This window comes from Aureimonas sp. Leaf427, assembly GCF_001425485.1.
In the GTDB taxonomy this organism is placed as follows: Bacteria; Pseudomonadota; Alphaproteobacteria; order Rhizobiales; family Rhizobiaceae; genus Plantimonas.
Genome location: NZ_LMQW01000053.1, coordinates 17,238 through 43,767, shown reverse-complemented (window position 1 = coordinate 43,767; position 26,530 = coordinate 17,238). Strand labels below are relative to the sequence as shown.

Genomic DNA, 26,530 nt, shown 5'->3' with positions numbered 1-26,530 from the left:
CCATCGCGGCCGGCATCTTTCGTTTCAGGCTTCTCGTCCGCCCTGTCGCCGATGCTTCGGATGACGCCGACGAGCGCGGTCGTCACCCATCACCATAGTCTTCGACCTCACCGAACTCGCAGCGTCCATCGCAGGGCAAGCGAGGCGGCACAACCTTTGTCCGGTCGAGATGAACTGACATGCAACCGGACGGGCTTTTCACCCGTTGAACTCGCCGAAGACCCGACACCGTCTTGTCACCTTCGACCGGGATGCCGAACAACTTACGAGCCGCGTTCTAGACACTAAGCCGACACAACCTTATTTTTGGACTTACTCAGACGCGGCGAATCAATTTCGAATTTTGTCCGACATATCGTTTCCATCGACACGATTTCGCGGTAAGCGAAATTGTCTTCCGATGAAACCGTCGATCGCACTCGCCTGCGCTTCGAAGGGAACCTTCGCAAGCGATCAACGCCCGTTAAATCAAGAGTTGCGACCGACATGGCTTTGTATTGAGCTTTATACAGATCGCACGATGGCCAGAAACATCGTCTTTCGCCTTGACATGAAGTAATTCTCTATCAATAAAAGTTCTATCGACTTTCTCTCGACCTCGCTAGATGCTCGCCTGGAAGAACGGAACGCTGTCCCGTTGCACTTGCGCAACTGCTTGCACCACGCACCACAAGGATTGGTTGTCACATGGACCAGTTGGAACACATCGAAGGCAACGAGATACTGATGGAACTGACGGCCGAGGTTGTGGCGGCCTATGTCAGCAACAACTCTCTTGCTGTTACGGATCTTCCGTCATTGATCGCGGATGTCTACGGCGCGCTCGGGCGCACCAATGCCGGGCCCGCAGCTCTCGTCGCCGAAAAGCCCAAGCCCGCGGTTCCCGTCAAGAAGTCGGTTACGGACGACTACATCGTCTGCTTGGAGGATGGGAAGAAGTTCAAGTCGCTGAAGCGGCACCTCATGACCCACTACAATCTCTCGCCCGAAGAATATCGCGAGAAGTGGGATCTTCCCGCCGATTATCCGATGGTTGCGCCGAACTACGCCGCCGCTCGCTCGCGCCTGGCCAAGCAGATGGGCCTCGGCCACAAGCGCCGCCGCGGCCGCGCCTGACCCGACAGGAGGCGGGGAGCGGCTGGCGCTCCTCGTTCAAGGCCAGTGACGGCCGAAGACAAAGATTGCCGTCGCACGTCCGCGGGTATCGAACCGAGGCCTGACATGATCGGTCAGCCGCATCGGAGCGACTGTACGACCGGTGCAGCCCCGTCTCGCTCCGAAAGAGCTCATCGACCCTTCCCTGCCGCCATTGGTACGATACCGTACAGTCGCGTGTGGTCAGCGCGCTTCACCTGCTTGCCTTCGAGGGATGAGGGCGGATTTGCAACCGGCCCCCCGCAAGCGAAATCACTGACAGCGTCGCGCTCCCTTCGGGTCGAGCCGCATCTTCGACGTCTGCCCGAGACAACGCGCCCGTTCCGACCGCCATCCGCCAAACTGCTGCAAGCCGCGAGCGGCCGGTCGCGAGGCACTTCCCGCTTGTCGGCGATCCAGCGCATCCTCCGGCCGCCAAGCATCGTCTCCAAGAGACGGGAAGCGAGCGCCATCGATTCCGGATTTGAAACACGCCGCGCCCCGCGTCGGGGCGCCGTGCTCGGCGCCGTTCGCATCTGCGCAGTGATTTGTCGAAGCCACAAAGTTTGTCACTGGACAACTTTGGTGCCGTGCACCTAAAGTCCGGGCGGATGGATCGTCCGGCGCTTTTCGGCGCCGGGCTCGAAGACAGGTTCGTGCGGCCGATCGCAGCAAGCGACGGGCCGGCACGTCGACGAGGGGTTTCGACGATGACCGACGAGGCAATCAGGGTGGGCGAAGCCGGTGGATGGCGGCGGGCGCGGCCGGAAGGTTCGCTGTCCGATGTCCACCGTTCCGTCCGCGTCGGTCTCGGCGGCCCCAATCTGCGCAAGGCGGCCGCCTTCATGGGGCCGGGCTATCTCGTCGCCGTCGGCTACATGGACCCCGGCAACTGGTCGACCTCGATCGCCGGCGGATCGCGCTTCGGCTACACGCTCCTCGTCGTGGCGCTCGTCTCCAACATCATGGCGATCGTGCTTCAGTCGCTCTGCGCGCGCCTCGCCATCGCCTCGGGGCGCGATCTCGCCCAGGCCTGCCGCGATGCTTTTCCCAAGCCCGTCGCCTTCGTGCTCTGGCTGCTCGCCGAGATCGCCATCATCGCGACCGACATCGCCGAGGTCATCGGCACGGCCATCGGCCTCAACCTGATCTTCGGCATTCCGCTGGAGATCGGCGTCGTCATCACGGCGCTCGACGTCTTCCTGATCCTCTTCCTCCAGAGGCTCGGCTTCCGCTGGGTGGAGGCGTTGGTGATCGGCCTGCTCGGCGTCATCGCCGTCTGCTTCGCCGTCCAGATCGCGCTGGCCGATCCCAACTGGGGCGACGTCATTCGCGGCTTCGCGCCGACGACGGAGATCGTGACCAACCCGGAAATGCTCTATCTCGCCCTCGGCATTCTCGGCGCGACCGTCATGCCGCACAATCTCTATCTCCATTCGGGCATCGTGCAGACACGCGCCTTCGGCGAGACCCTGCCGGAGAAGCGTCAGGCGCTGACCTTCGCGACGCTGGATTCCACGATCGCGCTCTGCTTCGCGCTTCTGATCAACGCCTCGATCCTGATCCTGGCGGCCTCGGTCTTCCACACGACGGGGCGCACGGAGGTCGCCGAACTCGGCGAGGCGCATTCCCTGCTCGCCCCGCTTCTCGGCCTCGCCGTCGCGCCGACGCTCTTCGGCGTGGCACTCCTCTGCTGCGGCATCAACTCGACGGTGACGGCGACGCTTGCCGGGCAGATCGTGATGGAGGGCTTCCTCGACATCAAGCTGGCACCGTGGCTGCGGCGCCTGATCACGCGCGGCATCGCCATCATCCCGGCCGCCGGCGTCACCATCTGGTACGGCGATGCCGGCACGGCCGAACTTCTGATCCTCACGCAGGTCGTGCTCAGCCTCCAGCTCTCCTTCGCCGTCTTCCCGCTGGTGATGTTCACCTCCAACAAGGCGAAGATGGGCGCCCTGGTCGCGCCGAAATGGCTTGTCGCCATCGCCGTCTTCATCGCCATCGTCATCGCGGCGCTCAACGTGAAGCTCCTCTTCGACTTCGCTCTCGGCTGACATCGCGACGAAGAATGACCGGGAACCGTCCCTGGAACATATTGCAAGTTTATCGAACAGGTGTTCAGGATGACAGGCGCGGAGGAACCGGACGCTCGAAGAGCCGGCCCCGCCTGTCATTCGGGAGGATACGTTGGTCGACATACTTGCCGCCTTGAAGGGCGTGGTGGATGCGCTGGGCGCCACCGTCCTTCTTCCCATCATCATCTTCGTGATCGCGCTGGTGCTCGGCGCCAAGCCGGGCCGCGCCTTCCGGGCGGGCCTGACCATCGGCATCGCCTTCATCGGCATCAACCTCGTGCTCGGCCTCATGCTGACGACGCTGGGCGGCGTGGCGCAGGCGATCGTCACCAACACCGGCATGCAGCGCGACATCGTCGACGTCGGCTGGCCGTCGGCCGCGGCGATCGCCTTCGGCTCCTCGGTCGGCCTCTGGGTGATCCCGATCGGCATCCTCGTCAACGTCGCCCTCCTGTTCACGGGACTGACGCGCACGCTCAACGTCGACGTCTGGAACTTCTGGCACTTCGCCTTCGTGGGCTCGCTCGTCGTCGCCGCGACCGGCAGTCTCGGCTACGGCCTTCTCGCGGCGGCGCTGATGGCCGCTTTGTCGCTCGTGCTCGCCGACTGGACGGCCAAGGGCGTGCAGCGCTTCTACGGCGTGCCCGGCGTGTCCGTGCCGCATCTGGCTTCCGCTCAGATCGTGCCGCTCGCCATCGCGCTGAACTGGATCATGGACCGCATCCCCGGCGTCAACCGCATCCGCGTCGACACGGAAACCGTCCAGCGCCGTCTCGGCGTCTTCGGCGAGCCGATCGTGATGGGCCTGATGATCGGCCTCGTGCTCGGCCTCGTCGCCTATGCCGGCTCCGCCGATCTCGGCACCGTCATCACCAAGAGCCTGCAGACCGGCATGAGCCTGGCAGCCGTCATGCTGCTTCTGCCGCGCATGGTGAAGATCCTGATGGAAGGCCTGATCCCCGTCTCGGAAGCCGCACGCGACTTCGTTCAGAAGCGGGCCGGCGACCGGGAAATCCATGTCGGCCTCGACTCGGCCATCCTGATCGGCCACCCCGCCGCCATCGCGTCGTCGCTGATCCTCGTGCCGGTCGCGATCCTCCTGTCGCTGATCCTTCCCGGCAACCGGATCATCCTCTTCGCCGATCTCGCCGTGATCCCCTTCGTGGTCGCGATGGCCGCGCCCATCGTCAACGGCAACGTCTTCCGCATGGTGGTGATCGGCACGGTGACGCTTGTCGTCGGCTTCTATGTCGGCATGGCCCTCTCGCCGCTGATGACGACGACCGCCGCCGATTCCGGCTTCGCCATCCCCGCCAATGCGACCGGCATCACCAGCGTCGTGGACGGCTTCCTCTACATCCCCTGGATCGTGATCCGCCTGACCGAGATGCTCGGCCTCGTCGGGCTTCTTCTGGTGCTGGCCGGCGTCGTCGCCCTCCTTCTCGTCTGGCGCGCCGCGCCGGGGGCCATGAAGCGGCTGGCCGGGGCCGAAGAGCCGACCCCGGTTCCCGCGACCGTGCCTGCGCGCCCGATGGAGAAGCGGGCGTGAGCGACCTTCTGCGCCGATATCTCGATCGCCGCGCCGTCCTCGTCGGCATGCCGGCCGCCGACCACGGGGAGGCTATCGACCATCTCGCGGCACGGCTGCAGGAGATCGGCCGGGTGCATCCGAGTTGGGGCCCCGCCGCCCGGACGCGCGAGGAGACGATGCCGACCGGCCTGCCGCTCGGCGACCTCAATGCCGCGATCCCCCATACCGACCCCGAGCATGTGGTCGAGGCGGCCGTCGGGCTGGCGATCCTGCCGGAGCCCGTCCGCTTCCAGTCGATGGACGATCCCGACACGGGGCTCGACGTGCGCATCGTCTTCGCGCTCGCCATCAAGGACAAGGCCGAGCAGATCCCTCTGCTACAGGCCGTGATCGAAGCCTTGTCCGACGAAAAACGGCTGGCGCGCCTCGCGGCGGCCCGCAACCCCGACGAAGCCTTCACGGCTCTCGAGTCCTAGACTCCGTCCGGTTCATCCCGAAACCGGCGGACTCCGGACTCCGCTGTCGTCGCTTGTCTTCTCGAGACAAGCGGCTTCCACCTATCCCTGACAAACCTCTAGGAGAACGTCCATGCGGCGCAAAACCGTTCTGATCGCCTGCGGCACCGCGGTGGCAACCTCGACCGTCGTTGCGGTGGCGATCGAAGAAGCGATGGCCGAGCGAGGCATTCCCGTCGACGTGCGCCAGTGCAAGGCGACGGAGGTGCGCGGCCTTGCCGCCGACGCAGACCTCATCGTCGCGACGACCCCGGTCCCGGACGATCTCGGCCGCCCGACCTTCAAGGGCCTGCCGTTCCTGACGGGCATCGGCCGCGACAAGCTGCTCGATGATATCGAGGCGGCCCTGCGCGCCTGATCGCCGAGGGTTACGGTCGCGAGCATGGGATGCGGGATGCCGGACGGTATCCCGCGCCCGCCGCTCACATCATGCCGAGGGCCTGGAGATAGAGCTCGAGGATCGCATCGAGCTCGGCGCGCTCGTTCTGGTCCTGCTTGCGGATGGAGACGATCTTACGCAGGACGCGCGTGTCGTAGCCGCGCCCCTTCGCCTCGCCGTAGACATCCTTAATGTCGTCGGCGATCGTCTTCTTCTCTTCCTCCAGGCGCTCGATGCGCTCGATGAAGGCCCGCAGTTCCTCCGCCGCAACGTTCGTCTCGGCGTTCGCATCGCTCATGGGTGGTCCCCTGCTCCGGTCTTTCACCGATCGGCCGCCGGACGCCCGCTCCGGGCATCGACGGCAGCTTCAACGGCGTCCGCCCGCGGCACTAGCAGAAAGCGCACGCGGTTTGAACGGTGGAACGGCCTTAATACCGACGAGCCCTCGAATTGACCTGTTTCGCCGGAACGGCCTGTCGGCCGCGACCTGAGCCCAACGCTGGCCACTCCGGCGAAACAAGTGAATTCCAAGGCTCGTCGGTATGATTCGCTGCGGAAGGTCAGCCGTGCGGCTGGCGCGCGGCAAAGGCCGCCGCCGCATCCGGCGCGGCCTCCTTCTGGTGGAGCGCGCGCCACTCGTCATAGGGCATGCCGTAGACGATCTCGCGCGAGGCCTCCTTCGTCATCGGCTCGCCCGCCGCCTCGGCCGCCTCGCGATACCAGTTGGAAAGGCAGTTGCGGCAGAAGCCGGCGAGATTCATCAGATCGATGTTCTGGACATCCGATCGCTCGCTGAGATGCGACAGGAGCCTGCGAAAGGCCGCGGCCTCGTAGGCGATGCGCTTGTCCTCGTCGGCAGCCATGATCCGCTCCTCGTTGCCCGATCCGTTTCCATGTCGCATATCACCCCTGCCGCGCCGGTCTTCAAGGCGAAGGGCGACCGCGTCCGAAAGAGCTGACCTGCCATGACCCTGCCCCTTGCCCGGCTGCCGAAGGCCGCGATCCCCATCTCGGCGGCGGCGGCCCTCGGGCTTCTCGTGCTCGGCGCCCTCGCCATGGGCATCTCGCCGGTCTTCGTGCGCCACTCCGAGGTCGGCCCCTTTGCCAGCGCCTTCTGGCGCGTCGCGCTCAGTCTGCCCGTGCTCGCCCTCTGGTCGGTGATGGAGCGCCCCCTCCCCGGCGCCGCGCCGCGCTCCCGGCCCTACGGCGCGGTGCTTCTGGCCGGACTGTTCTTCACGGGCGATCTCATCTTCTGGCATCTGGCCATCGCCAACACCTCGATCGCCAACGCCACCTTCTTTGCGTGCCTCGCGCCGGTCTGGGTGGCGATCCTCTCGCCGATCACGCTCGGCGAGAAGGTCTCGCGCAACACGCTGACAGGCCTTGCCGTCTGCCTTCTCGGCGCGGCGCTGCTCATCTTCCATTCGGCCGGGTCCGACGATTCCCGCCTGCTCGGCGATCTCTACGGCATCGCCACGTCCTTTTTCTTCGGCCTCTATTTCCTCGCCGCCCGGCGCGCGCGGGGCAGTTTCGCGGCGGGGACGATGACGCTCCTGTCGACGCTCGTCACGACGCTCGGCCTCTTCGCGGCCGCACTCCTTTCGGGCGAAGCCTTCTTCCCCGGCACGGTCTCGGGGATCGTCAATCTCCTGGCGCTCGGCATCGTCAGCCATGCCGGCGGCCAAGGCCTCCTCTCCATCGCGCTCGGCGTTCTCTCCGCCTCCTTCTCCTCGCTGGTGATCTTCGTGGAAGCCGTCGCGGCCGCGCTCTTCGCCTGGGCCTTCGCGGGCGAGCGGCCCGATCTCGTTCAGGTCGCAGGCGGCATTCTCGTGCTGGCCGGCGTCTATCTGGCGCGCCCGCGCCCGGAGCCGGCGGTCGAACCGGCCCTTTGACTCGTTTGCAGTTGCGGCGGGCACGTCGAACGGGCAAGCCTTGGCCGCAGGTGTCTCAACGGAAAGGTCCCCTCGGATGATGGAAGTGACAGGTTTCGGCGTCTTTCTCGTCGTCCTCCTCATCCTCGGCATCTTCCTCCTTGTCTCGACCGTGCGCACGGTGCCGCAGGGCTATGCCTACACGGTGGAGCGATTCGGCCGGTACACGCGCACGCTGACGCCCGGCCTCAACATCACGACGCCCTTCATCGAGCGCATCGGCCGCCGGCTGAACATGATGGAGCAGGTGCTCGACATCCCGACGCAGGAGGTCATCACCCGCGACAACGCCTCGGTCGCGGCCGACGGCGTCGCCTTCTACCAGATCCTCGATGCCGCGGCGGCGGCCTACGAAGTGTCCGGGCTGGAGAACGCGATCCTCAATCTCGTCATGACCAACCTTCGCTCGGTCATGGGCTCGATGGATCTCGACGAACTCCTCTCCAACCGCGATGCGATCTCCGAGCGCATCCTGCGCGTCGCCGATCAGGCCGCCCATTCCTGGGGCATCAAGATCACGCGCATCGAGATCAAGGACATCAACCCGCCGCGCGATCTCGTAGACTCCATGGCCCGGCAGATGAAGGCCGAGCGCGAGAAGCGCGCCGAGGTGCTGGAGGCGGAAGGCCAGCGCAATGCCAAGATCCTGCGCGCGGAGGGCGAAAAGCAGTCGCAGATCCTGGAAGCTGAAGGCCGCAAGGCGGCGGCCTTTCTGGAGGCGGAGGCGCGGGAGCGTCTGGCGGAGGCCGAGGCCAACGCGACCCGCGTCGTCTCCGACGCGATCTCCTCCGGCAGCGTCCAGGCACTGAACTATTTCGTGGCGCAGAAATACACCGAGGCCCTCGGCAAGCTCGCCTCCGCCAACAACCAGCGCGTCATTCTTATGCCGCTGGAGGCCTCCTCCCTCATCGGCGCGATCGGCGGCATCGCCGAACTGGCGAAAGCCTCCTTCCCGGACGCCCCGCCGCCCCAGCCGCCGAAGCCCGCGGCCGGCCCATCGCGGCGAACCCAGAGCGTTCCCGCGACGACGGTCAGCTTCGACGCCCCGCCCTTCGGCAAGACGCCATGATCGACCTCCTCGGCAATTACGGCTGGTGGATATTGGGGCTGGTCTTCCTCATCCTCGAGATCGTCGCGCCGGGCGTCTACTTCCTCTTTCTCGGCATCGCGGCGATCGTCGTCGGCACGAATGTCGTCCTGCTCGGTTCGGCCGGATGGTTCGGCTGGGAACAGCAGATCGTCGCCTTCATCGTGGTCTCCGCCGTCGCCGTCCTCATCGGCCGGCTCTGGTACGGGTCGCGCGACGAAGCGGCGTCGCCCACGCTGAAGACCGGCACGGAGCGGCTCGTCGGCCGCGTCGCCACCGTGCGCGAGCCGATCGCCGCCGGACGCGGCAGGGTCGCGATCGACGACAGCTGGTGGACCGCCGAAGGGCCGGACCTGCCGGAGGGAGCGCGCGTGCGCATCGTCGGAGCGAACGGCTCGACGCTGATCGTCGAGGCCGCAGCATCGAGCCGGACGAAGACGCCGCAGCCCTGACGGCGGAGAGCGGCATCGCTCGCCGATGTCGCGGCCGGGGTCTGCGACAGGCGGGACGACGCTCAGCGCCGGGCTTCCCTGGCGCGAGGCGAGCCCCGCGTCAGCTTCCCTCCATCCTGGCCTTCTAGGGTCGGCGCGGGTCCATGTGGACCGATGCTCAGCCCGGTGCCGCGTTGAAGTCCACCCGTTCCCCGATCCTTCGACGCATCGCGGCGCTTGCGGCCGGCAGCGCCTGCCTCTTCACGCTGTCGACCGGGGCGGCGGAGACGCCTTCGGCCGCGCGGTCCGTCTCCGCGTCCGGCGATCTCGCGGCGGCGGGCCTGCGCACCGGCTCCTCCGCGGACCTCGCAGGCGACCAGCGCCGCACGGGCGCGACCGGCCCGAGCACGACGCTCGCGCCGGCGCCGGCGCGAACCTTCTACGAGACGCCGCCCAGCCCGGCGGACGGGCAGCGCACGCGGCTGGACGATCTCGACGGGATTGCGCCCGGCGAGGATCGCGACCGAGCGGCGGAAGCGCCGGAAGAGCCCTTCGACCTGATGGACGGCCCCGCAACGAGCGCCGAAGGTCGGCGGGCGGCCCGGCCGGACAATCTCGCGTCGAGCCCCGCGCAGGCGGCGGGCACCTATCCCGATTCCGCCGCCATCCTCGCCGAGCCGCCCGCAGGCTCTTCGGCGGCCGGCGAGAACGATCTCCTGATCGACGCCCAGCGCCGGAGCGTGCGCTCCCTCGACCTCGCCGTTCCCGCCAGCGCCGCGACGTCGCGCGGATCGGACGGGATCGGCGGGCGCATTAACCTGCCCGTCACGGGCCTGCGGCCCTCGGTTCCCCTCGATCGCGACGATGCCTTCGCGCCGGTCGGCATCCGCGCCGGCAGCTTCGTGCTCTATTCGACGCTGGACCAGAGCCTCGGCGCCTCGACCAATCTTAGCCGCAGCCCCGGCGGCGCATCCGGCGGCCTGTCCGAGACCGAGCTGGCCCTGCGCCTCCTGTCAGACTGGTCGCGCCATCAGGCCGAGTTGAACGGGCTCGTCTCCTATCGCCGCAATTTCGAGGGCCTCGTGGAGTCCGAGCCCAAGCTGGCTCTGGACGGACGCATGCGCCTCGACATCGACCGCCTGACGAGCGCGACCTTCACCGGCGCCGTTCAGTACCGCAAGGAAGACCCGGTCGAGCTGTCCCCCTTCGAGGCAGCAGGCGATCGGCCGGACATCCTGACCTATTCGGCGGGCGCGAAGGTGGAGCGGGCCTTCGGCCGGGCAAAGCTCGGCGTGGACGCCACGACCCTGCGCGAGACGACCTCGCGGGAGGAAAGGCCGGGTTTCGCCAGCCTCGACGAGAACTACACCACGACGACGGCGGGCCTTCGAGCCGGTTACGAACTGTCGCCCGCGATCCAGCCCTTCGTCGCGGGCAGCCTCGGCCGGCGCAGCTTCGACGAGGAGCGCAGCTTCGACGGCCTGAAGCGCGATTCGCTGATCCAGTCCCTGCGCGGCGGTCTCGCCTTCGATCTCGGTGAAAAGTTTCTCGGCGAGTTCGCCGCCGGCTATGCCTGGAACGTGCCGGACGAGGCGGGGCTGGAGACGCTCGGCGCGCCGACGGTCGATGCGCGGATCGTCTGGTCGCCCCAACGCGGAACCGATCTCGTCTTCTCCGCCGCGACCAGCTTCGAGCCGGACACGCTGACCGCCACGACCTCGACCCTCTACGAAGGCGGCCTGGCCCTGCGCCATCGCCTGACCGCGCGCACGGACCTGACGGGCGCGCTCTCCGTCGCCTATCGCGACGCCGATATCCGGCTGGATCGGGAGACGAGCTACGGGGTGGAAGCCGGCTTCGTGCACTGGCTCAACCGGACCTTCGCGGTCACGGGCCTCGTGCGGCACGAGCGTCTCGACAGCGAAACGCCCGGCGGCGACTACGATGCCGATTCCGTCCGGATCGGCCTGCGCGTCCAGCGCTGAACCGCGGATTGCCTTCGCTGGTCTCGCCGGACGGCGGCGTCAAGGCGCCTGAAGCCGTCCGCTGACCATCAAGTCTCGCGACCGGACGCCGCTGCGCCCGGTCGCGAATGCCTGTCGCGTAGATCAGGCCTTGCCGGCGGGCTCGACCGTTTCCATCAGCACCTTCAGGTTGTCCAACACCTTGTTGCGAATGTCGCTGCGCCAGAGCGCGAAGGCGACGTTCGCTTCGATGAAGCCTTCCTTCGAGCCGCAGTCGAAGGTGCGGCCGGTGAAGTGGTAGCCGAAGAAGTCCTGCTGCGCGGCGAGCTTCAGCATGCCGTCGGTGAGCTGGATCTCGTTGCCGGCGCCCTTCTCCTGGGTCTCCAGAATGTCGAAGATTTCCGGCTGCAGGATGTAGCGGCCCGAGATGAAGAAGTTTGAGGGCGCCTTCTCGGGCGCGGGCTTCTCGACCATGCCCTCGATCTTGAAGCCGATGCCCGCATCCGGGCCGCGCCCGACGATGCCGTACTTGTTGGTCTCGGCGGGATCGCAGGTCTCGACGGAGATGATGTTGCCGCCCGTCTCGTCGTAGAGCTCGACCATCTTCTTCAGGCAGCCCTCTTCGGCCTGCATGATCATGTCGGGCAGAAGCAGCGCGAAGGGCTCGTTGCCGACGAGCTCGCGGGCGCACCACACGGCATGGCCGAGGCCGAGCGGCGCCTGCTGGCGCGTGAAGCTCGCCGTGCCCGGACGCGGCTGGATGGACTCCAGAAGGTTCAGCTCGTTGGTCTTGTTGCGCTCGTTCAGCGTGGCGACCAGCTCGACCTGAATGTCGAAATAATCCTCGATCACGCCCTTGTTCCGGCCGGTGACGAAGATCAGATGTTCGATACCGGCCTGCCGGGCCTCGTCCACGACATACTGGATGACCGGACGATCGACGACGGTGAGCATTTCCTTCGGAATCGCCTTCGTCGCAGGCAGGAAGCGCGTCCCCAGGCCCGCCACGGGGAACACGGCCTTACGTACTTTCGGCATGCGTTTTCTCCAGATCGGCCCGCAGCACCGGCCTTTACCGTGCTTCTCGGGCTATGGGGCAGACACGACGGACGCCGCGTTTCTGCCGCGAAATACCAGCAACCTGGGAAAGAACCAATTCCGGCGCGGTTGTCGAGCGAAGATCGTGGTAAAGACGCCATTAACATCCTGCAGCTACGGTCTCACCATCGCCAAGCCTCCCTCGGACGAAGGTTCGATCCAGCGGCCAAGGCTCCAGCGGTATTGCGGATCGGGACGTCTCGTCTCGGCGCATGCCGGTTTCTTCGGAGGAACGACCATGAGAGGACTGTCCAGCCACGCCACGAGGCGCGCCGCCGCAGCCTGTTTCGCCGCGGCGCTCTATGTCGGCACCGCCCTGCCGGCCGCCGCCGATGCCGGCTTCCAGCGCTGGATCGCCGGCTTCGAGGAGACGGCCGTCAAGAGCGGCGTCTCGCGCCAGGTCTATCGCGCCGCCTTCGCCGGCATTTCGGACCCCGATCCGGAGGTGCTCGAGAAGGCCCGGTTCCAGCCGGAGTTCCAGGACAAGATCTGGGACTACATGGACAACCGCGTCCATGAGGAATCGATCGCCGAGGGGCAGGCCTATCGCGCCAAGCTGAAGCCGGTTCTCGATCGCATCGAGAGGCGCTTCGGCGTCGATCGCGACGTCCTTCTCGCCATCTGGTCGATGGAGTCGAACTACGGCCGCATCCTGACGCGCACGGACGTGGTCCGAAGCGTTCCGCGCTCGCTGGCGACCCTTGCCTATCTCGACAAGAAGCGCGCCAAGTTCGCCCGCTCGCAGCTGATCGCGGCACTGAAGATCGTGCAGGACGGCGACGTTTCCGTGCAGGGCCTCACAGGCTCCTGGGCGGGGGCCATGGGCCACACGCAGTTCATCCCGACGAGCTATCGCCTCTACCGCGCCGACATGGACGGCAACGGCCATGCCGACATCTGGACCTCCGTGCCCGACGCGCTGGCCACCGCCGCCAATCTCCTGGCCAAGAACGGCTGGCAGACCGGGCGCACCTGGGGCTACGAGGTCGTGCTGCCCTCTGAAAAGGTCGCCGCGCTCGCGGGCTCCAAGAAGACGGTCGGCCAGTGGGCCAAGCTCGGCGTTCGCCGCGTCGGCGGGCGCGACTTCTCCTCGCCCGGCGAGAACGCGAACCTCGTCCTTCCCGCCGGCCCGAACGGACCCGCCTTCCTCATGACGAAGAACTTCTACGTTCTGAAGGCCTACAACAACGCCGACAAATACGCGCTCGCGGTCGGCCACCTGTCCGACCGGATCGGCGGCGCGGGCGAGTTCGCGCAGGATTGGCCGCGCGGCTACAAGCGGCTGAACATGGAGGAGCGCTACGAGGTTCAGCAGCGCCTGACCCATCACGGGCTCTATGACGGCAAGATCGACGGCAAGATCGGCGAAGGCTCCAAAATCGCCATCATGTCTTATCAGAAGCGGGCAGGCGTCGATGCCGACGGAAATGCCTCCAAGGCGCTGCTCGATCTCCTGCGCAGGAACTGAACGCGAATGACGAAGCGGCCTGCCGAAGCTGGAGCGATCGCTCGACGGATGCGCCGGATGCTGGCCGTGTCCCTCGCCGCAGCCATCGCCCTGCCCGGCATGCCGCTTCTCGGCCTCCCGAGCCTTGCGCAGGCGCAGGAGCGCCCGCGCACCATCATGGACATGCTGTTCGGGCCGAGCGTGCGGCGGCGCCCGGCGCCTGCTTACGACGACTACGCGCCCCGCCGCATCATCGAGAGCCCGCGCGTCAAGCCGCGCCAAGCCAAACCGCCGCGCAGCGCCAAGAGCCGCACCGAAAAGGCCGGCAGCCGAAGCACCAAGACGGCGACGGCCCGCGCCGCCGCGGCGACCGCCGGCGTCGCGGCGCTGGCGGGCGAGGACAAGGGGCCCGTCGAGAAGAGCGCGACGGCCAAGACGGTTCTCGTCGTCGGCGACTTCATGGCGGCGTCCCTCGCACAAGGCCTCGCCGAGACGCTGATCGCCAACGCCGCCGTCCGCGTCGAAAACAAGGCGGACGGATCGTCCGGGCTCGTGCGCACCGATCATCTCGACTGGACCGCCAAGATCGGCCCGATGATCGAGGAAACCAAGCCCGCCGCCGTCCTCGTCATGGTCGGCTCCAACGACCGCCAGCCGATCACGATGGGCTCCTCGACCGTCATGCCGGGCACGCCGGAATGGTCGGCCGAATATGCCCGACGCGCCGACGCGCTCGCCAAGACGATCGACGGCAAGGATGTGCCGCTCGTCTGGGTCGGCATGCCTTCCTTCAAGTTCGACAAGATGAGCGCCGACATGGCGACCTTCAACGAGGTCTATCGCAAGGCCTCGGCCGGCGTCGGCGGCGATTTCGTCGATGTCTGGGACGGATTCGTGGACGCATCCGGCGCCTTCAGCGTTTCCGGCCCGGACATTGCCGGCCAGCAGGCGCGCCTGCGCGGCGACGACGGCGTGACCATGACGCCGGAAGGGGCCGAGAAGCTCGCCTTCTTCGCCCAGAAGCCGCTCTTCCGCCTGCTCGGCACGGCCGCCGTCTCCGGCCCGCTCGCGCCGGGCGAGATCGCGGCCGTCCCCGCCGCCACGCGGCCGGTCAACGCGACCTCGGCGCCGCTCGTGGGCCTCGCCGACCCCTCGCTCGACGGCGGCGATGCGCTGCTCGGCGGCCCTTCGCCTCAGCTCGTCTCCGCCGAGCCGAGCCCGCGCCAGCGCCTGATCGTATCGGGCGAGCCTACGGCGACGCCGATCGGCCGCGCCGACAATTTCAACTGGAGCGGCAAGACGGAAGCCGTGACGCCGCTGCGCGGCACCGACGACGTCATATCGCGCGGCAGCGTGGAGCTGCGCCAGCTGAAGAACGGCCAGGGCATTCAGGCGCCCAAGCCCATGCCGAGCCTTGCCGACGCCATCCTGGACGACTGGGCCGCGCAGAACGCCACCGCAGGCAGCAAGGCACCCGCCTCCCCGGCCGACGCCGCCTCACCCGCCGCGACGAGCACGGAGCCTTCGCCGCCGGCCGAGCCGCTATCGGAGCCGAAGGCCGAAGCCGGCGCCCCGATCAGCGCATCGCCTTTCGCAGAAGACCAGACGCCCCGTTGAAGCCGTCCCGTGCGCCCATCGAAGGGCGCATGGGACGGCGAAGACGCTCAGCGCGGCAGGGTGGTCGTGCCCATGAGGGCGAGGTCGATCGCATGGGCGGCCTGACGGCCCTCGCGGATCGCCCAGACGACGAGCGACTGGCCGCGGCGCACGTCGCCGGCGACGTAGAGCTTGTCCACCGAGGAGCGGTAGGTCCGATCGTCCGCCAGGACGGCGACATTGCCGCGGCTGTCGGAGGTCGTCGTCAACCGGTCGCCGAGATCGGCCAGAACGCCGGTCTCCATCGGGCCGGCAAAGCCGATCGCGATGAAGGCAAGATCGGCCTTGATGACGAATTCCGTTCCCGGGATCGGCTTGCGGCGAGCATCCACCTCGGCGCATTTCACGCCGGTCAGATGGCCGTCCTCGCCGACGAATTCGAGCGTCGCCACCTGGAACTCGCGGATCGCGCCCTCGGCCTGCGAGGAGGAGGTGCGCATCTTGGTCGCCCAGTAGGGCCAGACTTCGAGCTTGTTCTCGGTCTTCGGCGGCTGGGGCCGGATGTCGAGCTGCGTGACCTTCACGGCACCCTGGCGAAAAGCCGTGCCGACGCAGTCGGACGCCGTGTCGCCGCCGCCGACGACGACGACGTGCTTGCCGCCCGCCCAGATCTCCTCCGATGGCCAGCCGGAGCTGTCGACCGGCTCCGAACCGACGCGGCGGTTCTGCTGCACGAGATAAGGCATCGCGTCGTAGACGCCGGTGAGCCCGCCCTCCGGAATGCCCGAGGCGCGCGGCTTCTCCGCCCCGCCGCAATAGAGCACCGCGTCGTACTCCGCCGTCAGCTCGTCGAGCTTGCGGTCGACGCCCACATTGACGCCGCAGAAGAAGGTGACGCCCTCGCCCTTCATCTGCTCGACGCGCTTGTCGATCCAGTGCTTCTCCATCTTGAAGTCGGGAATGCCGTAGCGGAGAAGTCCGCCCGGCCGCGACTCGCGCTCGAAGACATGGACCTCGTGGCCGGCGCGGCCAAGCTGCTGGGCGGCGGCGAGGCCGGCCGGGCCGGAGCCGATGACCGCGACGCGCTTGCCCGAGATCGTCTTGGCCGGCATCGGGCGGATGAGCCCGAGCTTGTAGGCCTTGTCCGCGATTGCCTGTTCGACGGTCTTGATGGCGACCGGTGTGTCCTCCAGATTCAGCGTGCACGCTTCCTCGCACGGGGCGGGGCAGATGCGGCCGGTGAATTCGGGGAAGTTGTTGGTCGAGTGGAGATTGCGGATCGCGCTCTCCCAGTCGCCGGAATAGACGAGATCGTTCCAGTCCGGGATCTGGTTGTGGATCGGGCAGCCGGTCGGGCCGTGGCAATAGGGAATGCCGCAATCCATGCAGCGCGCCGCCTGCTTGCCGACCTCCTCGTCCGACATCGGCAAGGTGAACTCGCGGAAATGCCGGATGCGATCCGACGCCGGCTGGTATTTCGCCGTCTGCCGGTCGATTTCCAGGAAACCCGTCACCTTGCCCATCGTTACCCCACTCGAAACTGTCGCGAAGCGACGTTCATCCCCGCCCGCCGGCCGAACTGTGGCCGCGCTGCACAATACGATATTCAGCCGTTCTTAGAAGGGCTCTAGAGCTGCAACGCAAGCTTTCGGCTCGCGCTGCAGTCTCTGTCGGTCCCGGCCGGTCTCAGCCGAGATCAGGCGTCGTCGCCTTGTAGCTTTCCATCGCCTGAACGCGCTCCCACCAAGCGCCGAAGCCATCGGCCGCGAAGAGCGCGTCCTTGTCCGGCGTCAGCGAGATGTAGGAAGCGATCGGCGCGAGATAGAGATCGGCAAGGCTCGGCGCCTCGCCGGCCAGAAAAGGCGAGGCACCCTTCGTCTTCATGATGAAATCCAGCACCTTGCGACCCTTGTCCAGGCCGTCGCGGTGCTTCTTCTCGCTCTTGCCACCGACGAAGTCGGGGAAGAGATGGTAGGCCGCGACACCTTCGATCAGAGAGCCGTACCCGTAGGAGTCGATGATCCCGACCACCATGTCCATCCGTGCGCGATCCTTGACGTCGGATGGCACGAGCGACGGGCCCGGCAGCACGTCGTTGAGATACCGCGCGATCGCGAAGGTCTCGAGAAGGCGCAAACCTTCATGATCGAGCACCGGCACCTTGCCGAAAGGGTGGCGCTCAAGATGCTCGGGCTTCTGCGGATCGCCCTTCAGGACATTGAGAGGAACCTGCTCGAAATCCGACACGCCCTTCTCGGAGAGCAGCATCTTGACCGTGCGAACGTAGGTGGAGCCGTCGAAGCCCCAAAGTGTCATCGTAGCCATGTCATGTCTTTCGAAAGATCGATGGGACGGGGCAGTTAGAGCTGTCGCCTATGATCGCCATCCGTAACCGCCCGCTCGACGGGCGGCCCCGGGAAATCCCCGGAGCCCGATCGTCCCCTGACCTCCCTCGCACTGTCGAGATATGTCCAAAAGGAAAAGCCGATACCGACTGGAACGCTCGCCAAGAGAAGCAGAACTCGCCAGTCGACATCGCCGCCGTATATCGCGGCGGCGACGAGGATGTAGCCGAGCAAACCAACCGCGATGACGATCGCAATGGTTCTCCCGACGACCAGCACGGCTTACTCCGCAGCGACGCCCATACGCATCCGCTCCATCTCCTGAAGCGCACGACGATACTCGACCGGCATGACCTTGACGAACTTGGTGCGGAACTCCGCCCAGTTGTCGAGCATGGCCTTGGCGCGTCCCGAACCCGTGTAGTGGTGATGGTTCAGGATCAGCTGGTAGAGCCGCTCGTCGTCGTGGCCCGTCATGTCGGACGAGACGTTGACGCGCCCCTTGTGCTGGAGATCGCCGCCATGGTGGTGGAGCTTCTCCAGGAGATCGTCCTCCTCCGGCACGGGCTCGAGCTCGACCATCGCCATGTTGCAGCGGGCGGCGAAGTCGCCGATCTCGTCGTAGACATAGGCGACGCCGCCGGACATGCCGGCCGCGAAGTTGCGGCCCGTGTGCCCGAGGATGACGACGACGCCGCCGGTCATGTACTCGCAGCCGTGGTCGCCGACGCCCTCGACGACCGCAATCGCGCCGGAGTTGCGCACCGCGAAGCGCTCGCCCGCGACGCCGCGGAAGTAGCACTCGCCCGAGATCGCGCCGTAGAGCACCGTGTTGCCGACGATGATCGACTCCTCCGGCACGATGCGCGTGTTCTCGGCCGGCCGCACGACGATGCGCCCGCCCGACAGGCCCTTGCCGACATAGTCGTTGGCCTCGCCGATCAGCTCGAAGGTCACGCCCTTGGCCAGGAACGCGCCGAAGCTCTGCCCCGCCGTGCCCGTCAGCTGGACGTCGATCGTGCCGGCGGCAAGGCCCTTGTGGCCGAAGCGCTTGGCGACCTCGCCCGAGAGCATGGCGCCCGCCGAACGGTCGACATTGGAGATCGCCGTCGAGATCGACACCTTCTGGCGGCCGACCAAGGCAGGCTGCGCCTCCGCGATCAGCTTGCGGTCGAGGACCTCGGCGATCGGGTGGTTCTGGCGCTGGGTCCAGCGCATCTCGTCGTGCTCGCCCTCGGGCTTGAAGAACACCTTCGAGAAGTCGAGGCCCCGTGCCTTCCAGTGGTCGATCATCGGCTGCTTGTCCAGGCGGTCGGACTGGCCGATCAGGTCGGCGAAGCGCTTCACGCCCATCGCGGCCATGATCATGCGAACCTCTTCCGCCACGTAGAAGAAGAAGTTGATGACGTGCTCCGGCTGGCCCTTGAAGCGCTGGCGCAGGACGGGGTCCTGCGTCGCAACGCCCACCGGACAGGTGTTGAGGTGGCACTTGCGCATCATGATGCAGCCGGCCGCGATCAGCGGCGCGGTCGAGAAGCCGAACTCGTCGGCCCCGAGCAGCGCGCCGATGATGACGTCGCGGCCCGTCTTCAGCCCGCCGTCGACCTGCAGGGCGACGCGCGAGCGCAGGCCGTTGAGGACAAGCGTCTGCTGCGTCTCGGCCAGACCCATCTCCCAGGGGGAGCCGGCATGCTTGATCGAGGTCAGCGGCGATGCGCCGGTGCCGCCGTCGTAGCCGGCGACGATGATATGGTCCGCGCGCGCCTTGGCGACGCCCGCCGCGACCGTGCCGACGCCGACCTCAGATACGAGCTTCACCGAGATGTCGGCGGCCGGGTTGACGTTCTTCAGGTCGTAGATGAGCTGCGCCAGATCCTCGATCGAATAGATGTCGTGATGCGGCGGCGGCGAGATCAGGCCGACGCCGGGCGTGGAATGCCGGGTCTTGGCGATGGTCGCGTCGACCTTGTGGCCGGGCAGCTGCCCGCCCTCGCCGGGCTTGGCGCCCTGGCTGACCTTGATCTGCAGCATGTCGCCGTTGACGAGATACTCGGTCGTCACGCCGAAGCGGCCCGAGGCCACCTGCTTGATGGCCGAGCGCTCGGGGTTGGGCGAGCCGTCGGGCAGCGGCTGGAAGCGGTCGGGCTCTTCGCCGCCCTCGCCGGTGTTCGACTTGCCGCCGATCCGGTTCATGGCGACGGCGAGCGCGGCATGGGCCTCGCGGCTGATCGAGCCGAAGGACATGGCGCCCGTGCAGAAGCGACGGACGATGTCGACGGCCGGCTCCACCTCGTCGAGCGGCACGGGCGAAGCCCCCACCTCCTCGGCGAGCTTGATGTGGAAGAGGCCGCGGATCGCCGACTTCTCGACGGTCGAACGGTTCACCAGCTCGGAATATTCCTGGAACTTCTCCCAGGAATTGCCGCGCACGGCGTGCTGCAGCGTCGCCACCGCATCGGGCGACCAGAGATGGGCCTCGCCGCGCATGCGGTAGACGTATTCGCCGCCGACCTCGAGCGAGCGCGCCAGGACCGGGTCGTCGGAGAAGGCGAGCCGATGACGCTCGGCCGTCTCGCGCGCGACTTCGTCCAGCCCGACGCCTTCGATCGTCGTCGCCGTGCCCGTGAAGTAGCGCTTCACGAAGTCGGACTTGAGGCCGACCGCGTCGAAGATCTGCGCGCCGCAATAGGACTGGTAGGTCGAGATGCCCATCTTGGACATGACCTTCAGGAGGCCCTTGCCGACCGACTTGATGTAGCGGCCGACGAGCTCCTTCTCGTCCACCTCCGGCGGGAACTCCCGGCGGCGGTGCATGTCGATCAGGGTGTCGAAGGCAAGATAGGGGTTGATCGCCTCCGCGCCGTAGCCGGCAAGACAGGCGAAGTGATGCACCTCGCGCGGCTCGCCCGATTCCACGACGAGGCCCGCCGCGGTGCGCATGCCCTTGCGGATGAGGTGATGGTGCACGGCCGCGCAGGCGAGCAGCGCCGGGATCGGGATGCGATCCGGCCCGACCTGCCGGTCCGAGAGGATGATGATGTTGTAGCCGCCGACGACCGCCGCCTCGGCGCGCTCGCAGAGCCGCTCCAGAGCGCCCGCCATGCCCGCCGCGCCCTGTTCGGACGGGTAGGTCGTGTCGATCGTCTTGGTGTCGAACCGGTCCTCGCTATGGCCGATCGTGCGGATCTTCTCCAGATCGCCGTTCGTCAGGATCGGCTGGCGAACCTCCAGGCGCTTGCGGCGCGAGGAGCCTTCCAGATCGAAGATGTTCGGACGCGGCCCGATGAAGGACACGAGCGACATGACCAGCTCCTCGCGGATCGGGTCGATGGCCGGGTTCGTCACCTGGGCGAAGTTCTGCTTGAAGTAGGTGTAGAGCAGCTTGGAGCGCGAGGACATGGCCGAGATCGGCGTGTCCGTGCCCATCGAGCCGATCGCCTCCTGCCCGGTGGTCGCCATCGGCGCCATCAGCGTGCGCGTGTCCTCGATCGAATAGCCGAAGGCCTGCTGGCGGTCGAGCAACGACACGTCGGCGCGCGAGGCGCGGGGCGCCACGGGCTTCAGGTCCTCCAGGATCAGCTGCGTGTTGCGCAGCCATTCCTTGTAGGGGTTCGCCGTCGCGATGCCGCTCTTCACCTCGGGATCGGAGATGATGCGACCCTCTTCGAGATCGATCAGCAGCATGCGGCCCGGCTGAAGGCGCCACTTCTTGACGATGCGCTCCTCGGGAACGTGCAGCGTGCCGGCCTCGGAGGCGAGAATCACCAGATCGTCATCGGTCACGACGTAGCGCGCGGGGCGAAGCCCGTTGCGGTCGAGCGTCGCGCCGATCTGGCGGCCGTCGGTGAAGCACACGGCGGCCGGCCCGTCCCAGGGCTCCATCATGGCCGCGTGATACTCGTAGAAGGCCTTCTGCTCGGGGCGCATCTGCGCGTTGCCCGACCAGGCCTCCGGGATCAGCATCATCATGGCGTGGGCGAGCGAATAGCCGCCCTCGGTGAGCAGCTCCAGCGCGTTGTCGAAGCAGGCCGTGTCCGACTGGCCCTCGTAGGAGATCGGCCAGAGCTTGGAAATGTCGTTGCCGAACAGCTCCGAATCCACGCTCGCCTGCCGCGCCGCCATCCAGTTGACGTTGCCGCGTAGCGTGTTGATCTCGCCGTTATGGGCGACCATCCGATAGGGATGGGCGAGCTTCCACGACGGGAACGTGTTGGTCGAGAAGCGCTGGTGGACGAGCGCCAGCGCAGAGGAGAAGCGCGGGTCCTTCAGGTCCTTGTAGTAGTCGCCGAGCTGGTAGGCGAGGAACATGCCCTTGTAGACGATGGTGCGCGCCGACATGGAGACGATGTAGAAGTCGTGATCCTCCTTGCCGCCGCCGCGCGAATAGACGCGCGAGGAGACGACCTTGCGGATGATGTAGAGCTTGCGCTCGAAATCGTCGTCGCTGCCGATGCCGGGCGAACGCGCGACGAAGACCTGCCGGTGGACGGGCTCGGTCGCGACGATCTCCGGGGCCTGCGAGAGCGAGCCGTTGTAGACGGGCACGTCGCGCCAGCCGAGGACGGTCTGGCCTTCTTCCGCCACGACCGCATCGAACAGCGCCTCGAACTCGGCGCGCCTCTCGTCGTCCTGCGGCATGAAGACATGCGCAACGCCGTACTGGCCGGCGGCGGGAAGGCTGACGCCCTGCGCCGCCATCTCGGCCTCGAAGAAGTCGTGCGGGATCTGCACGAGCATGCCCGCGCCGTCGCCCATCAGCGGATCGGCTCCGACGGCGCCGCGATGGGTGAGGTTCTGCAGGATCGTCAGGCCCTTCTCGACGATCGAGTGGGACTTCTCGTTCTTCATATGCGCGATGAAGCCGACTCCGCAGCCGTCATGCTCGTTGCGCGGATCGTAGAGACCCTGCTTTTCAGGCAGTCGGCGGGGGCGCACTTTGGTCGCGACCGGGGAAATGGCGGGCGCCGCCTCGAAGGCGGCTTCGTTGGATGGCGTCAGCTTCGTCATCGCTTCTTCTCCCGTCAGAAGACCCGCCAGGCCCGGTAGCTCCGGGGGCGGCCCGTCATTTTCACGTCTATCCTTGTCGTTCAGGCCGTTCAGGTCCGGTCGGAGCCTCACGATCGCCGCATCGGCGGGATGGAGCCTCTTCACCGCAAGGCCGCAACGCGCCTCGCTCCCGGACGCCTCGACAGGACCCGAGATAGGGCAGCAATGCTGACCTATCTTTGGAAACATGCCAGAACACGACCCCGACCGCAAGAGACCCATCGCAAAACGCGCCCCGCCATCTGTCGCATCCGCTACGCGAGGTCGTGAAACCTTCCGACCGGCGTGTCCAGCTTGTTCTCGGCGCAAAAGCGAATTACGCCCTTTCCCATGATCTTCGCCTCCGACAATTGGTCCGGTCCCCATCCGGCCATCTCCGCCGCCCTTGCCGAACACGGCGCCGGCATGGCCTCCGCCTACGGCTCCTCGGTTCTCGACAAGACCGTCGAGCGGCGATTCGACGAGATCTTCGAGCGCGAGGTCGCGGTCTTCTTCGTGGGAACCGGCACGGCGGCCAATTCCCTCTCTTTCGCGGCGGTCAACAGACCGGGCGGCGTCGTGCTCTGCCACCGCGAGGCCCATGTCGTCGAGGACGAGTGCGGCGCGCCCGAATTCTTCACCCATGGTGCGCGCATGGCGCCCGTCGACGGCGCGGACGGCCTGATCGATCCCGTCAATCTCGCCCGCGAGCTGAAGCGCTTCAACCCCGATTTCGTCCATGCCGGCCAGCCCATGGCCGTGACGGTCAGCCAGCCCGGCGAGGCCGGCACGATCTATCCGACCGAGACGCTGGATGCGATCGCCGCCATCGCCCACCGGCACGATCTCTCGCTCCACATGGACGGCGCGCGATTCGCCAATGCGCTGGTCGCGACCGGCCTCTCGCCAGCCGAGATGACCTGGAAGCGCGGCGTCGACATCCTCTCCTTCGGCGCCACCAAGAACGGCTGCTGGTGCGCCGAGGCTGTCATCTTCTTCGATCCGGAGAAGGCGCGCCAGTTTCCCTATATCCGCAAGCGCGGCGCCCAGCTCTTCTCCAAGACGCGCTTCGTCGCCGCCCAGTTCATGGCCTATTTCGAGAACGGGCTCTGGCTTGACCTCGCGGCGCGGTCGAACGCCATGGCCGACCGCCTGCGCGCCGGCCTCGACGCCTCCAACCACGCCCGGCAGGCCTGGCCGACCCGCACCAACGAGGTCTTCGCCATCCTCGAGAAGGACCGCGCCGCGGAGCTGCGGGCGAAGGGCGCCGTGTTCTACGACTGGAACGCCCCGCATGCGCTCCACGACATCACCAGCGAGAACGAGACGCTGGTGCGGCTGGTGGCGAGCTGGTCGACCACGGAGGACGACGTGGACCGGTTCGTCGAACTGATGCGGTAGCCTCCCCGAGATCCCGCCCGGTCGCCGGCGATGCGGCCGCGTGCTCGCGAACATGCCTTGAGCACAATTCCGCGGCATGATGCTGTCGCGCGTCGAGGCGCGCCTTCCCTCCCTATCCAGATTCGGATTCCCTGATTGTCATCCCCACAGGTCGCGGCGGGCCGCAGCTTCGAACGTCCATCCCTTCATCTGGATGAGACCGTCATCCGGCAATTGTCGCGCCACTGCCTGCGCTTTCGCGATGCCGACGATCGCGCGGCCTGGTTCCAGTTCGCCACGACCTTTCCGCCCTTTCTCGCAACCGTCGGCCTCATGCTCTTCGGGGCCGCCTCCGGCGCCTACGGGCTCCTCGCGCTCTTCCCCCTGGCCGGCGCTCTTCTGGTCCGCCTGTTCGGCATCCAGCACGATTGCGGGCACAATTCCTTTCTCAGCTCCAAGCGCGCCAACCGCTGGGTCGGGCGGCTGCTCAGCGTCTTCACCCTGACGCCCTTCGGCTATTGGAGCCGCTCGCATGCGGTCCACCACACGACCGCAGGCGATCTCGGACGGCGCGGCATCGGCGACGTCGACACGCTGACGGTGGACGAATACCGCGCGCTGACGCCCTGGGCGCGCTGGCGCTACCGCGTCTACCGGCACCCGCTGCTTCTCCATGTGATCGGGCCGCCGATCTACTTCATCCTCTTCCAGCGCTCGCCCTTCGGGCAGGCGCTGCCGGCCAGCGAAGCCTGGCGCAGCATCATGGCGCTTAATCTGGCGCTTCTCGTCTTCTACGGCGGCCTCGTCGCGACCTTCGGCGCGGGCGCCGTGGCGCTCGCGGTCCTGCCGACGGCCTGCATCGCGTCCTGGGTCGGCGGCTGGCTGTTCTTCGTGCAGCATCAGTTCGAGGACACGCATTGGGAGGGCTCGGACGACTGGAGCCTCCAGCTCGCCGCGCTCAGCGGCAGCTCCTACTACGTGATGCCGAAGGTGCTGCAGTGGTTCACCGGCAATATCGGGCTCCACCACATCCACCATCTGAACAGCCGCATCCCGAACTATCGTCTCCAGGCCTGCCTTGACGGGGAGCCGCGGCTGGGTGCCATCTCGCGCCTGTCCATCCGCGAGAGCTTTCGCTGCATCGGACTGGCTCTATGGGACCCCGCGTCCCGCAAGCTCGTCGCGTTTTGAGCCCCGATGACCTTCGGGGTTCGGCCGCTGAGCGATCGTCGGCGGTCCGCAGCGTAAGGTTCGTGAATGGCCTCTGAGAGCCCCGCGCGTATCGTCGTGACCGGCATGGGCGTCGTCTCCCCCCTCGGCGTCGGAGCCGAGCCCGCCTGGAGCCGCCTCGTCGCCAACCGGTCCGGCATCCGCCGCCTGCCCGACGAGGCCGTGCCCGACGTCGCCTCGAAGATCGCAGGCGTCGTGCCGGGCCTCGACGAGGACCCGTTCGGCTTCGACGTCGAGACCATCGTGCCCTCGCGGGACCGGCGGAAGATGGATCGCTTCATCCACTTCTCGCTGGAGGCGGCGCGTCAGGCCATCACGCAGGCGCGCTGGGCGCCGGACGAGGCCGGCAAGGACCGCACGGCGACGATCGTCGCCTCCGGCATCGGTGGGTTCCACAGCATGCTGGAAGCCGTGGACATCGTGCAGACGCGCGGCGTGCGGCGGCTGTCGCCCTTCACCGTCTCCTCCTTCCTCGTCAATCTCGCGGCCGGCCAGATCTCGATCCAATACGGCTTTCGCGGTCCGCTCGGCGCCCCCGTCACGGCCTGCGCGGCGAGCGTCCAGGCCATCGGCGACGGCATGCGGCTGATCCGGAGCGGCGAGGCGGACGTCGTCGTCTGCGGCGGCGCCGAATCCTGCATCGCCCGCGTGACGCTCGGCAGCTTCGGCGCCGCGCGGGCGCTCTCGACCGGCTTCAACGACCGGCCCGAAGAGGCCTCCCGGCCCTTCGACCGCGCGCGGGACGGCTTCGTCATGGGCGAAGGCGCCGGCATGATCGTCATCGAAAGCTTGGCCCATGCGCTGGCGCGCGGCGCCGTGCCGCTCGGCGAGCTTTCCGGCTACGGCACAACGGCCGACGCGCATCATCCGACGGCCGCAAGGTCCGACGGAGACGGGGCCCAGCGCGCCATGCGTCTAGCGCTCGCGATGGCGCGGGTCGCGCCCGAAGAGATCGACTACATCAACGCGCACGCCACCTCGACGCCGATCGGGGACGCCAGCGAACTCGCCGCGATCCGTTCGGTCTTCGGCAAGGGCCGCGGCCCCGCCATCTCCTCCACCAAGTCGGCGAGCGGCCATCTTCTGGGAGCGGCCGGGGTCTTCGAGGTGATCGTGACGCTCCTCGCCCTGCGGGACGGTCTCCTTCCCCCGAACCTCAACCTTCGCGATCCCGACGAGATGGCCGAAGGGCTCGATCTCGTCGGCCCCACCACGCGGCGGTCCGAAGGTCGGATCGCGCTGTCCAACGCTTTCGGCTTCGGCGGCGTCAACGCCTCGATCGTCCTCAAGCGCTGGACGGGCGACTGAAAGCTTCAGCCCCGGCAAGGACCGGCTGCATCCAGTCTGGGACGGCGCGCC

General features: G+C 67.2%; 21 protein-coding genes. 14 read left to right on the top strand and 7 right to left on the bottom strand.

All coding sequences use genetic code 11. From position 1 onward, the window contains the following. Nucleotides 1-687: 687 nt before the first annotated feature. The 5 genes from ASG62_RS24140 to ASG62_RS24120 all read left to right on the top strand — a co-directional run bounded on the left by ASG62_RS24140 (nt 688) and on the right by ASG62_RS24120 (nt 5,616). Nucleotides 688-1,116 (top strand): MucR family transcriptional regulator, encoded by a 429-nt coding sequence (locus ASG62_RS24140; protein ID WP_056697719.1) that lies wholly within the window; start codon nt 688-690, stop codon nt 1,114-1,116. A gap of 728 nt (nt 1,117-1,844) precedes the next feature. After that, the gene (locus tag ASG62_RS24135; RefSeq protein ID WP_056697721.1) at nt 1,845-3,191 is read left to right on the top strand and encodes an Nramp family divalent metal transporter; all 1,347 of its coding nucleotides are present in this window, start codon (nt 1,845-1,847) and stop codon (nt 3,189-3,191) included. Between the two features lie 133 nt (nt 3,192-3,324). Continuing rightward, a complete protein-coding gene (locus tag ASG62_RS24130; RefSeq protein WP_056697723.1) occupies nt 3,325-4,761 on the top strand; it encodes a PTS galactitol transporter subunit IIC in 1,437 nt (478 codons plus the stop codon). Continuing rightward, entirely contained in the window at nt 4,758-5,219 is a 462-nt protein-coding gene (locus ASG62_RS24125; protein WP_056697727.1) for a PTS sugar transporter subunit IIA, read from the top strand. Before ASG62_RS24130 ends, ASG62_RS24125 begins: the two co-directional genes overlap by 4 nt. Before the next feature lie 112 nt (nt 5,220-5,331). Continuing rightward, complete coding sequence (locus tag ASG62_RS24120) at nt 5,332-5,616, top strand: PTS sugar transporter subunit IIB (RefSeq protein WP_056697729.1); 285 nt, start codon at nt 5,332-5,334, stop codon at nt 5,614-5,616. Nucleotides 5,617-5,680: 64 nt separating this feature from the next. Here ASG62_RS24120 and ASG62_RS24115 read toward each other — a convergent pair whose 3' ends face one another. Continuing rightward, on the bottom strand, nt 5,681-5,935 hold the full coding sequence (locus ASG62_RS24115) for a DUF2312 domain-containing protein (RefSeq protein ID WP_056697732.1): 255 nt from the start codon (nt 5,933-5,935) through the stop codon (nt 5,681-5,683). A 262-nt stretch (nt 5,936-6,197) separates the two neighbouring features. Then, entirely contained in the window at nt 6,198-6,500 is a 303-nt protein-coding gene (locus tag ASG62_RS24110) for a DUF1244 domain-containing protein (RefSeq protein WP_156382345.1), read from the bottom strand. A 102-nt stretch (nt 6,501-6,602) separates the two neighbouring features. Here ASG62_RS24110 and ASG62_RS24105 point away from each other — a divergent pair, with 102 nt between their 5' ends. The 4 genes from ASG62_RS24105 (at nt 6,603) to ASG62_RS24090 (ending at nt 11,071) form a co-directional block, all read left to right on the top strand. Continuing rightward, the gene (locus ASG62_RS24105; RefSeq protein WP_056697735.1) at nt 6,603-7,529 is read left to right on the top strand and encodes a DMT family transporter; all 927 of its coding nucleotides are present in this window, start codon (nt 6,603-6,605) and stop codon (nt 7,527-7,529) included. A gap of 79 nt (nt 7,530-7,608) precedes the next feature. After that, entirely contained in the window at nt 7,609-8,637 is a 1,029-nt protein-coding gene (locus ASG62_RS24100) for an SPFH domain-containing protein (RefSeq protein WP_056697831.1), read from the top strand. Further along, nucleotides 8,634-9,107, top strand: coding sequence for an NfeD family protein (locus ASG62_RS24095; protein WP_056697739.1), 474 nt, complete (start codon nt 8,634-8,636; stop codon nt 9,105-9,107). The genes ASG62_RS24100 and ASG62_RS24095 overlap by 4 nt, the downstream gene beginning before the upstream one ends. A gap of 143 nt (nt 9,108-9,250) precedes the next feature. Further along, nucleotides 9,251-11,071, top strand: a complete 1,821-nt coding sequence (locus ASG62_RS24090; protein WP_082537407.1) for an outer membrane beta-barrel protein — start codon at nt 9,251-9,253, stop codon at nt 11,069-11,071. 123 nt (nt 11,072-11,194) lie between these two features. Here the strand turns inward: ASG62_RS24090 and galU are convergent, their stop codons facing one another. After that, nucleotides 11,195-12,088, bottom strand: a complete 894-nt coding sequence (galU, locus tag ASG62_RS24085) for a UTP--glucose-1-phosphate uridylyltransferase GalU (RefSeq protein ID WP_056697743.1) — start codon at nt 12,086-12,088, stop codon at nt 11,195-11,197. A 298-nt stretch (nt 12,089-12,386) separates the two neighbouring features. Between galU and ASG62_RS24080 the strand changes: the two genes are divergently transcribed. Continuing rightward, a complete protein-coding gene (locus ASG62_RS24080; protein WP_056697746.1) occupies nt 12,387-13,616 on the top strand; it encodes a lytic murein transglycosylase in 1,230 nt (409 codons plus the stop codon). Between the two features lie 57 nt (nt 13,617-13,673). Further along, nucleotides 13,674-15,212, top strand: a complete 1,539-nt coding sequence (locus tag ASG62_RS24075) for a DUF459 domain-containing protein (protein WP_162246038.1) — start codon at nt 13,674-13,676, stop codon at nt 15,210-15,212. Nucleotides 15,213-15,259: 47 nt separating this feature from the next. Here ASG62_RS24075 and ASG62_RS24070 read toward each other — a convergent pair whose 3' ends face one another. The 4 genes from ASG62_RS24070 to gltB all read right to left on the bottom strand — a co-directional run bounded on the left by ASG62_RS24070 (nt 15,260) and on the right by gltB (nt 22,543). Next, nucleotides 15,260-16,714 carry a glutamate synthase subunit beta gene (locus ASG62_RS24070; RefSeq protein ID WP_056697752.1) on the bottom strand — a complete coding sequence of 485 codons (1,455 nt, stop codon included), beginning with the start codon at nt 16,712-16,714 and terminating at the stop codon, nt 15,260-15,262. Nucleotides 16,715-16,877: 163 nt separating this feature from the next. Beyond that, on the bottom strand, nt 16,878-17,516 hold the full coding sequence (locus ASG62_RS24065) for a glutathione S-transferase family protein (RefSeq protein ID WP_056697754.1): 639 nt from the start codon (nt 17,514-17,516) through the stop codon (nt 16,878-16,880). Between the two features lie 35 nt (nt 17,517-17,551). Continuing rightward, nucleotides 17,552-17,815: a hypothetical protein gene (locus tag ASG62_RS24060; protein WP_056697756.1), complete on the bottom strand. Its 264-nt coding sequence runs from the start codon at nt 17,813-17,815 to the stop codon at nt 17,552-17,554. Nucleotides 17,816-17,818: 3 nt separating this feature from the next. Continuing rightward, complete coding sequence (gltB, locus tag ASG62_RS24055) at nt 17,819-22,543, bottom strand: glutamate synthase large subunit (protein ID WP_056697759.1); 4,725 nt, start codon at nt 22,541-22,543, stop codon at nt 17,819-17,821. A 369-nt stretch (nt 22,544-22,912) separates the two neighbouring features. On the opposite strand from gltB, the gene ASG62_RS24050 reads away from it, so the two are divergent. From ASG62_RS24050 to fabF, 3 genes are all read left to right on the top strand, one after another. Continuing rightward, the gene (locus ASG62_RS24050) at nt 22,913-23,962 is read left to right on the top strand and encodes a threonine aldolase family protein (protein WP_056697762.1); all 1,050 of its coding nucleotides are present in this window, start codon (nt 22,913-22,915) and stop codon (nt 23,960-23,962) included. A 135-nt stretch (nt 23,963-24,097) separates the two neighbouring features. Further along, nucleotides 24,098-25,132 carry a fatty acid desaturase gene (locus tag ASG62_RS24045; RefSeq protein WP_082537409.1) on the top strand — a complete coding sequence of 345 codons (1,035 nt, stop codon included), beginning with the start codon at nt 24,098-24,100 and terminating at the stop codon, nt 25,130-25,132. A 66-nt stretch (nt 25,133-25,198) separates the two neighbouring features. Continuing rightward, nucleotides 25,199-26,479 carry a beta-ketoacyl-ACP synthase II gene (gene fabF / locus ASG62_RS24040; protein ID WP_056697765.1) on the top strand — a complete coding sequence of 427 codons (1,281 nt, stop codon included), beginning with the start codon at nt 25,199-25,201 and terminating at the stop codon, nt 26,477-26,479. Nucleotides 26,480-26,530: the final 51 nt, after the last annotated feature.

Coding starts and splice junctions, on each gene's coding strand:
- fabF (WP_056697765.1), top strand. CDS start 25,199: ATGGCCTCTGAGAGCCCCGCGCGTATCGTCGTGACCGGCATGGGCGTC.
- ASG62_RS24050 (WP_056697762.1), top strand. CDS start 22,913: ATGATCTTCGCCTCCGACAATTGGTCCGGTCCCCATCCGGCCATCTCC.
- ASG62_RS24120 (WP_056697729.1), top strand. CDS start 5,332: ATGCGGCGCAAAACCGTTCTGATCGCCTGCGGCACCGCGGTGGCAACC.
- galU (WP_056697743.1), bottom strand. CDS start 12,088: ATGCCGAAAGTACGTAAGGCCGTGTTCCCCGTGGCGGGCCTGGGGACG.
- ASG62_RS24140 (WP_056697719.1), top strand. CDS start 688: ATGGACCAGTTGGAACACATCGAAGGCAACGAGATACTGATGGAACTG.
- ASG62_RS24080 (WP_056697746.1), top strand. CDS start 12,387: ATGAGAGGACTGTCCAGCCACGCCACGAGGCGCGCCGCCGCAGCCTGT.
- ASG62_RS24095 (WP_056697739.1), top strand. CDS start 8,634: ATGATCGACCTCCTCGGCAATTACGGCTGGTGGATATTGGGGCTGGTC.
- ASG62_RS24100 (WP_056697831.1), top strand. CDS start 7,609: ATGGAAGTGACAGGTTTCGGCGTCTTTCTCGTCGTCCTCCTCATCCTC.
- ASG62_RS24070 (WP_056697752.1), bottom strand. CDS start 16,714: ATGGGCAAGGTGACGGGTTTCCTGGAAATCGACCGGCAGACGGCGAAA.
- ASG62_RS24105 (WP_056697735.1), top strand. CDS start 6,603: ATGACCCTGCCCCTTGCCCGGCTGCCGAAGGCCGCGATCCCCATCTCG.
- ASG62_RS24075 (WP_162246038.1), top strand. CDS start 13,674: ATGCTGGCCGTGTCCCTCGCCGCAGCCATCGCCCTGCCCGGCATGCCG.
- ASG62_RS24135 (WP_056697721.1), top strand. CDS start 1,845: ATGACCGACGAGGCAATCAGGGTGGGCGAAGCCGGTGGATGGCGGCGG.
- ASG62_RS24065 (WP_056697754.1), bottom strand. CDS start 17,516: ATGGCTACGATGACACTTTGGGGCTTCGACGGCTCCACCTACGTTCGC.
- gltB (WP_056697759.1), bottom strand. CDS start 22,543: ATGACGAAGCTGACGCCATCCAACGAAGCCGCCTTCGAGGCGGCGCCC.
- ASG62_RS24110 (WP_156382345.1), bottom strand. CDS start 6,500: ATGGCTGCCGACGAGGACAAGCGCATCGCCTACGAGGCCGCGGCCTTT.
- ASG62_RS24090 (WP_082537407.1), top strand. CDS start 9,251: ATGTGGACCGATGCTCAGCCCGGTGCCGCGTTGAAGTCCACCCGTTCC.
- ASG62_RS24115 (WP_056697732.1), bottom strand. CDS start 5,935: ATGAGCGATGCGAACGCCGAGACGAACGTTGCGGCGGAGGAACTGCGG.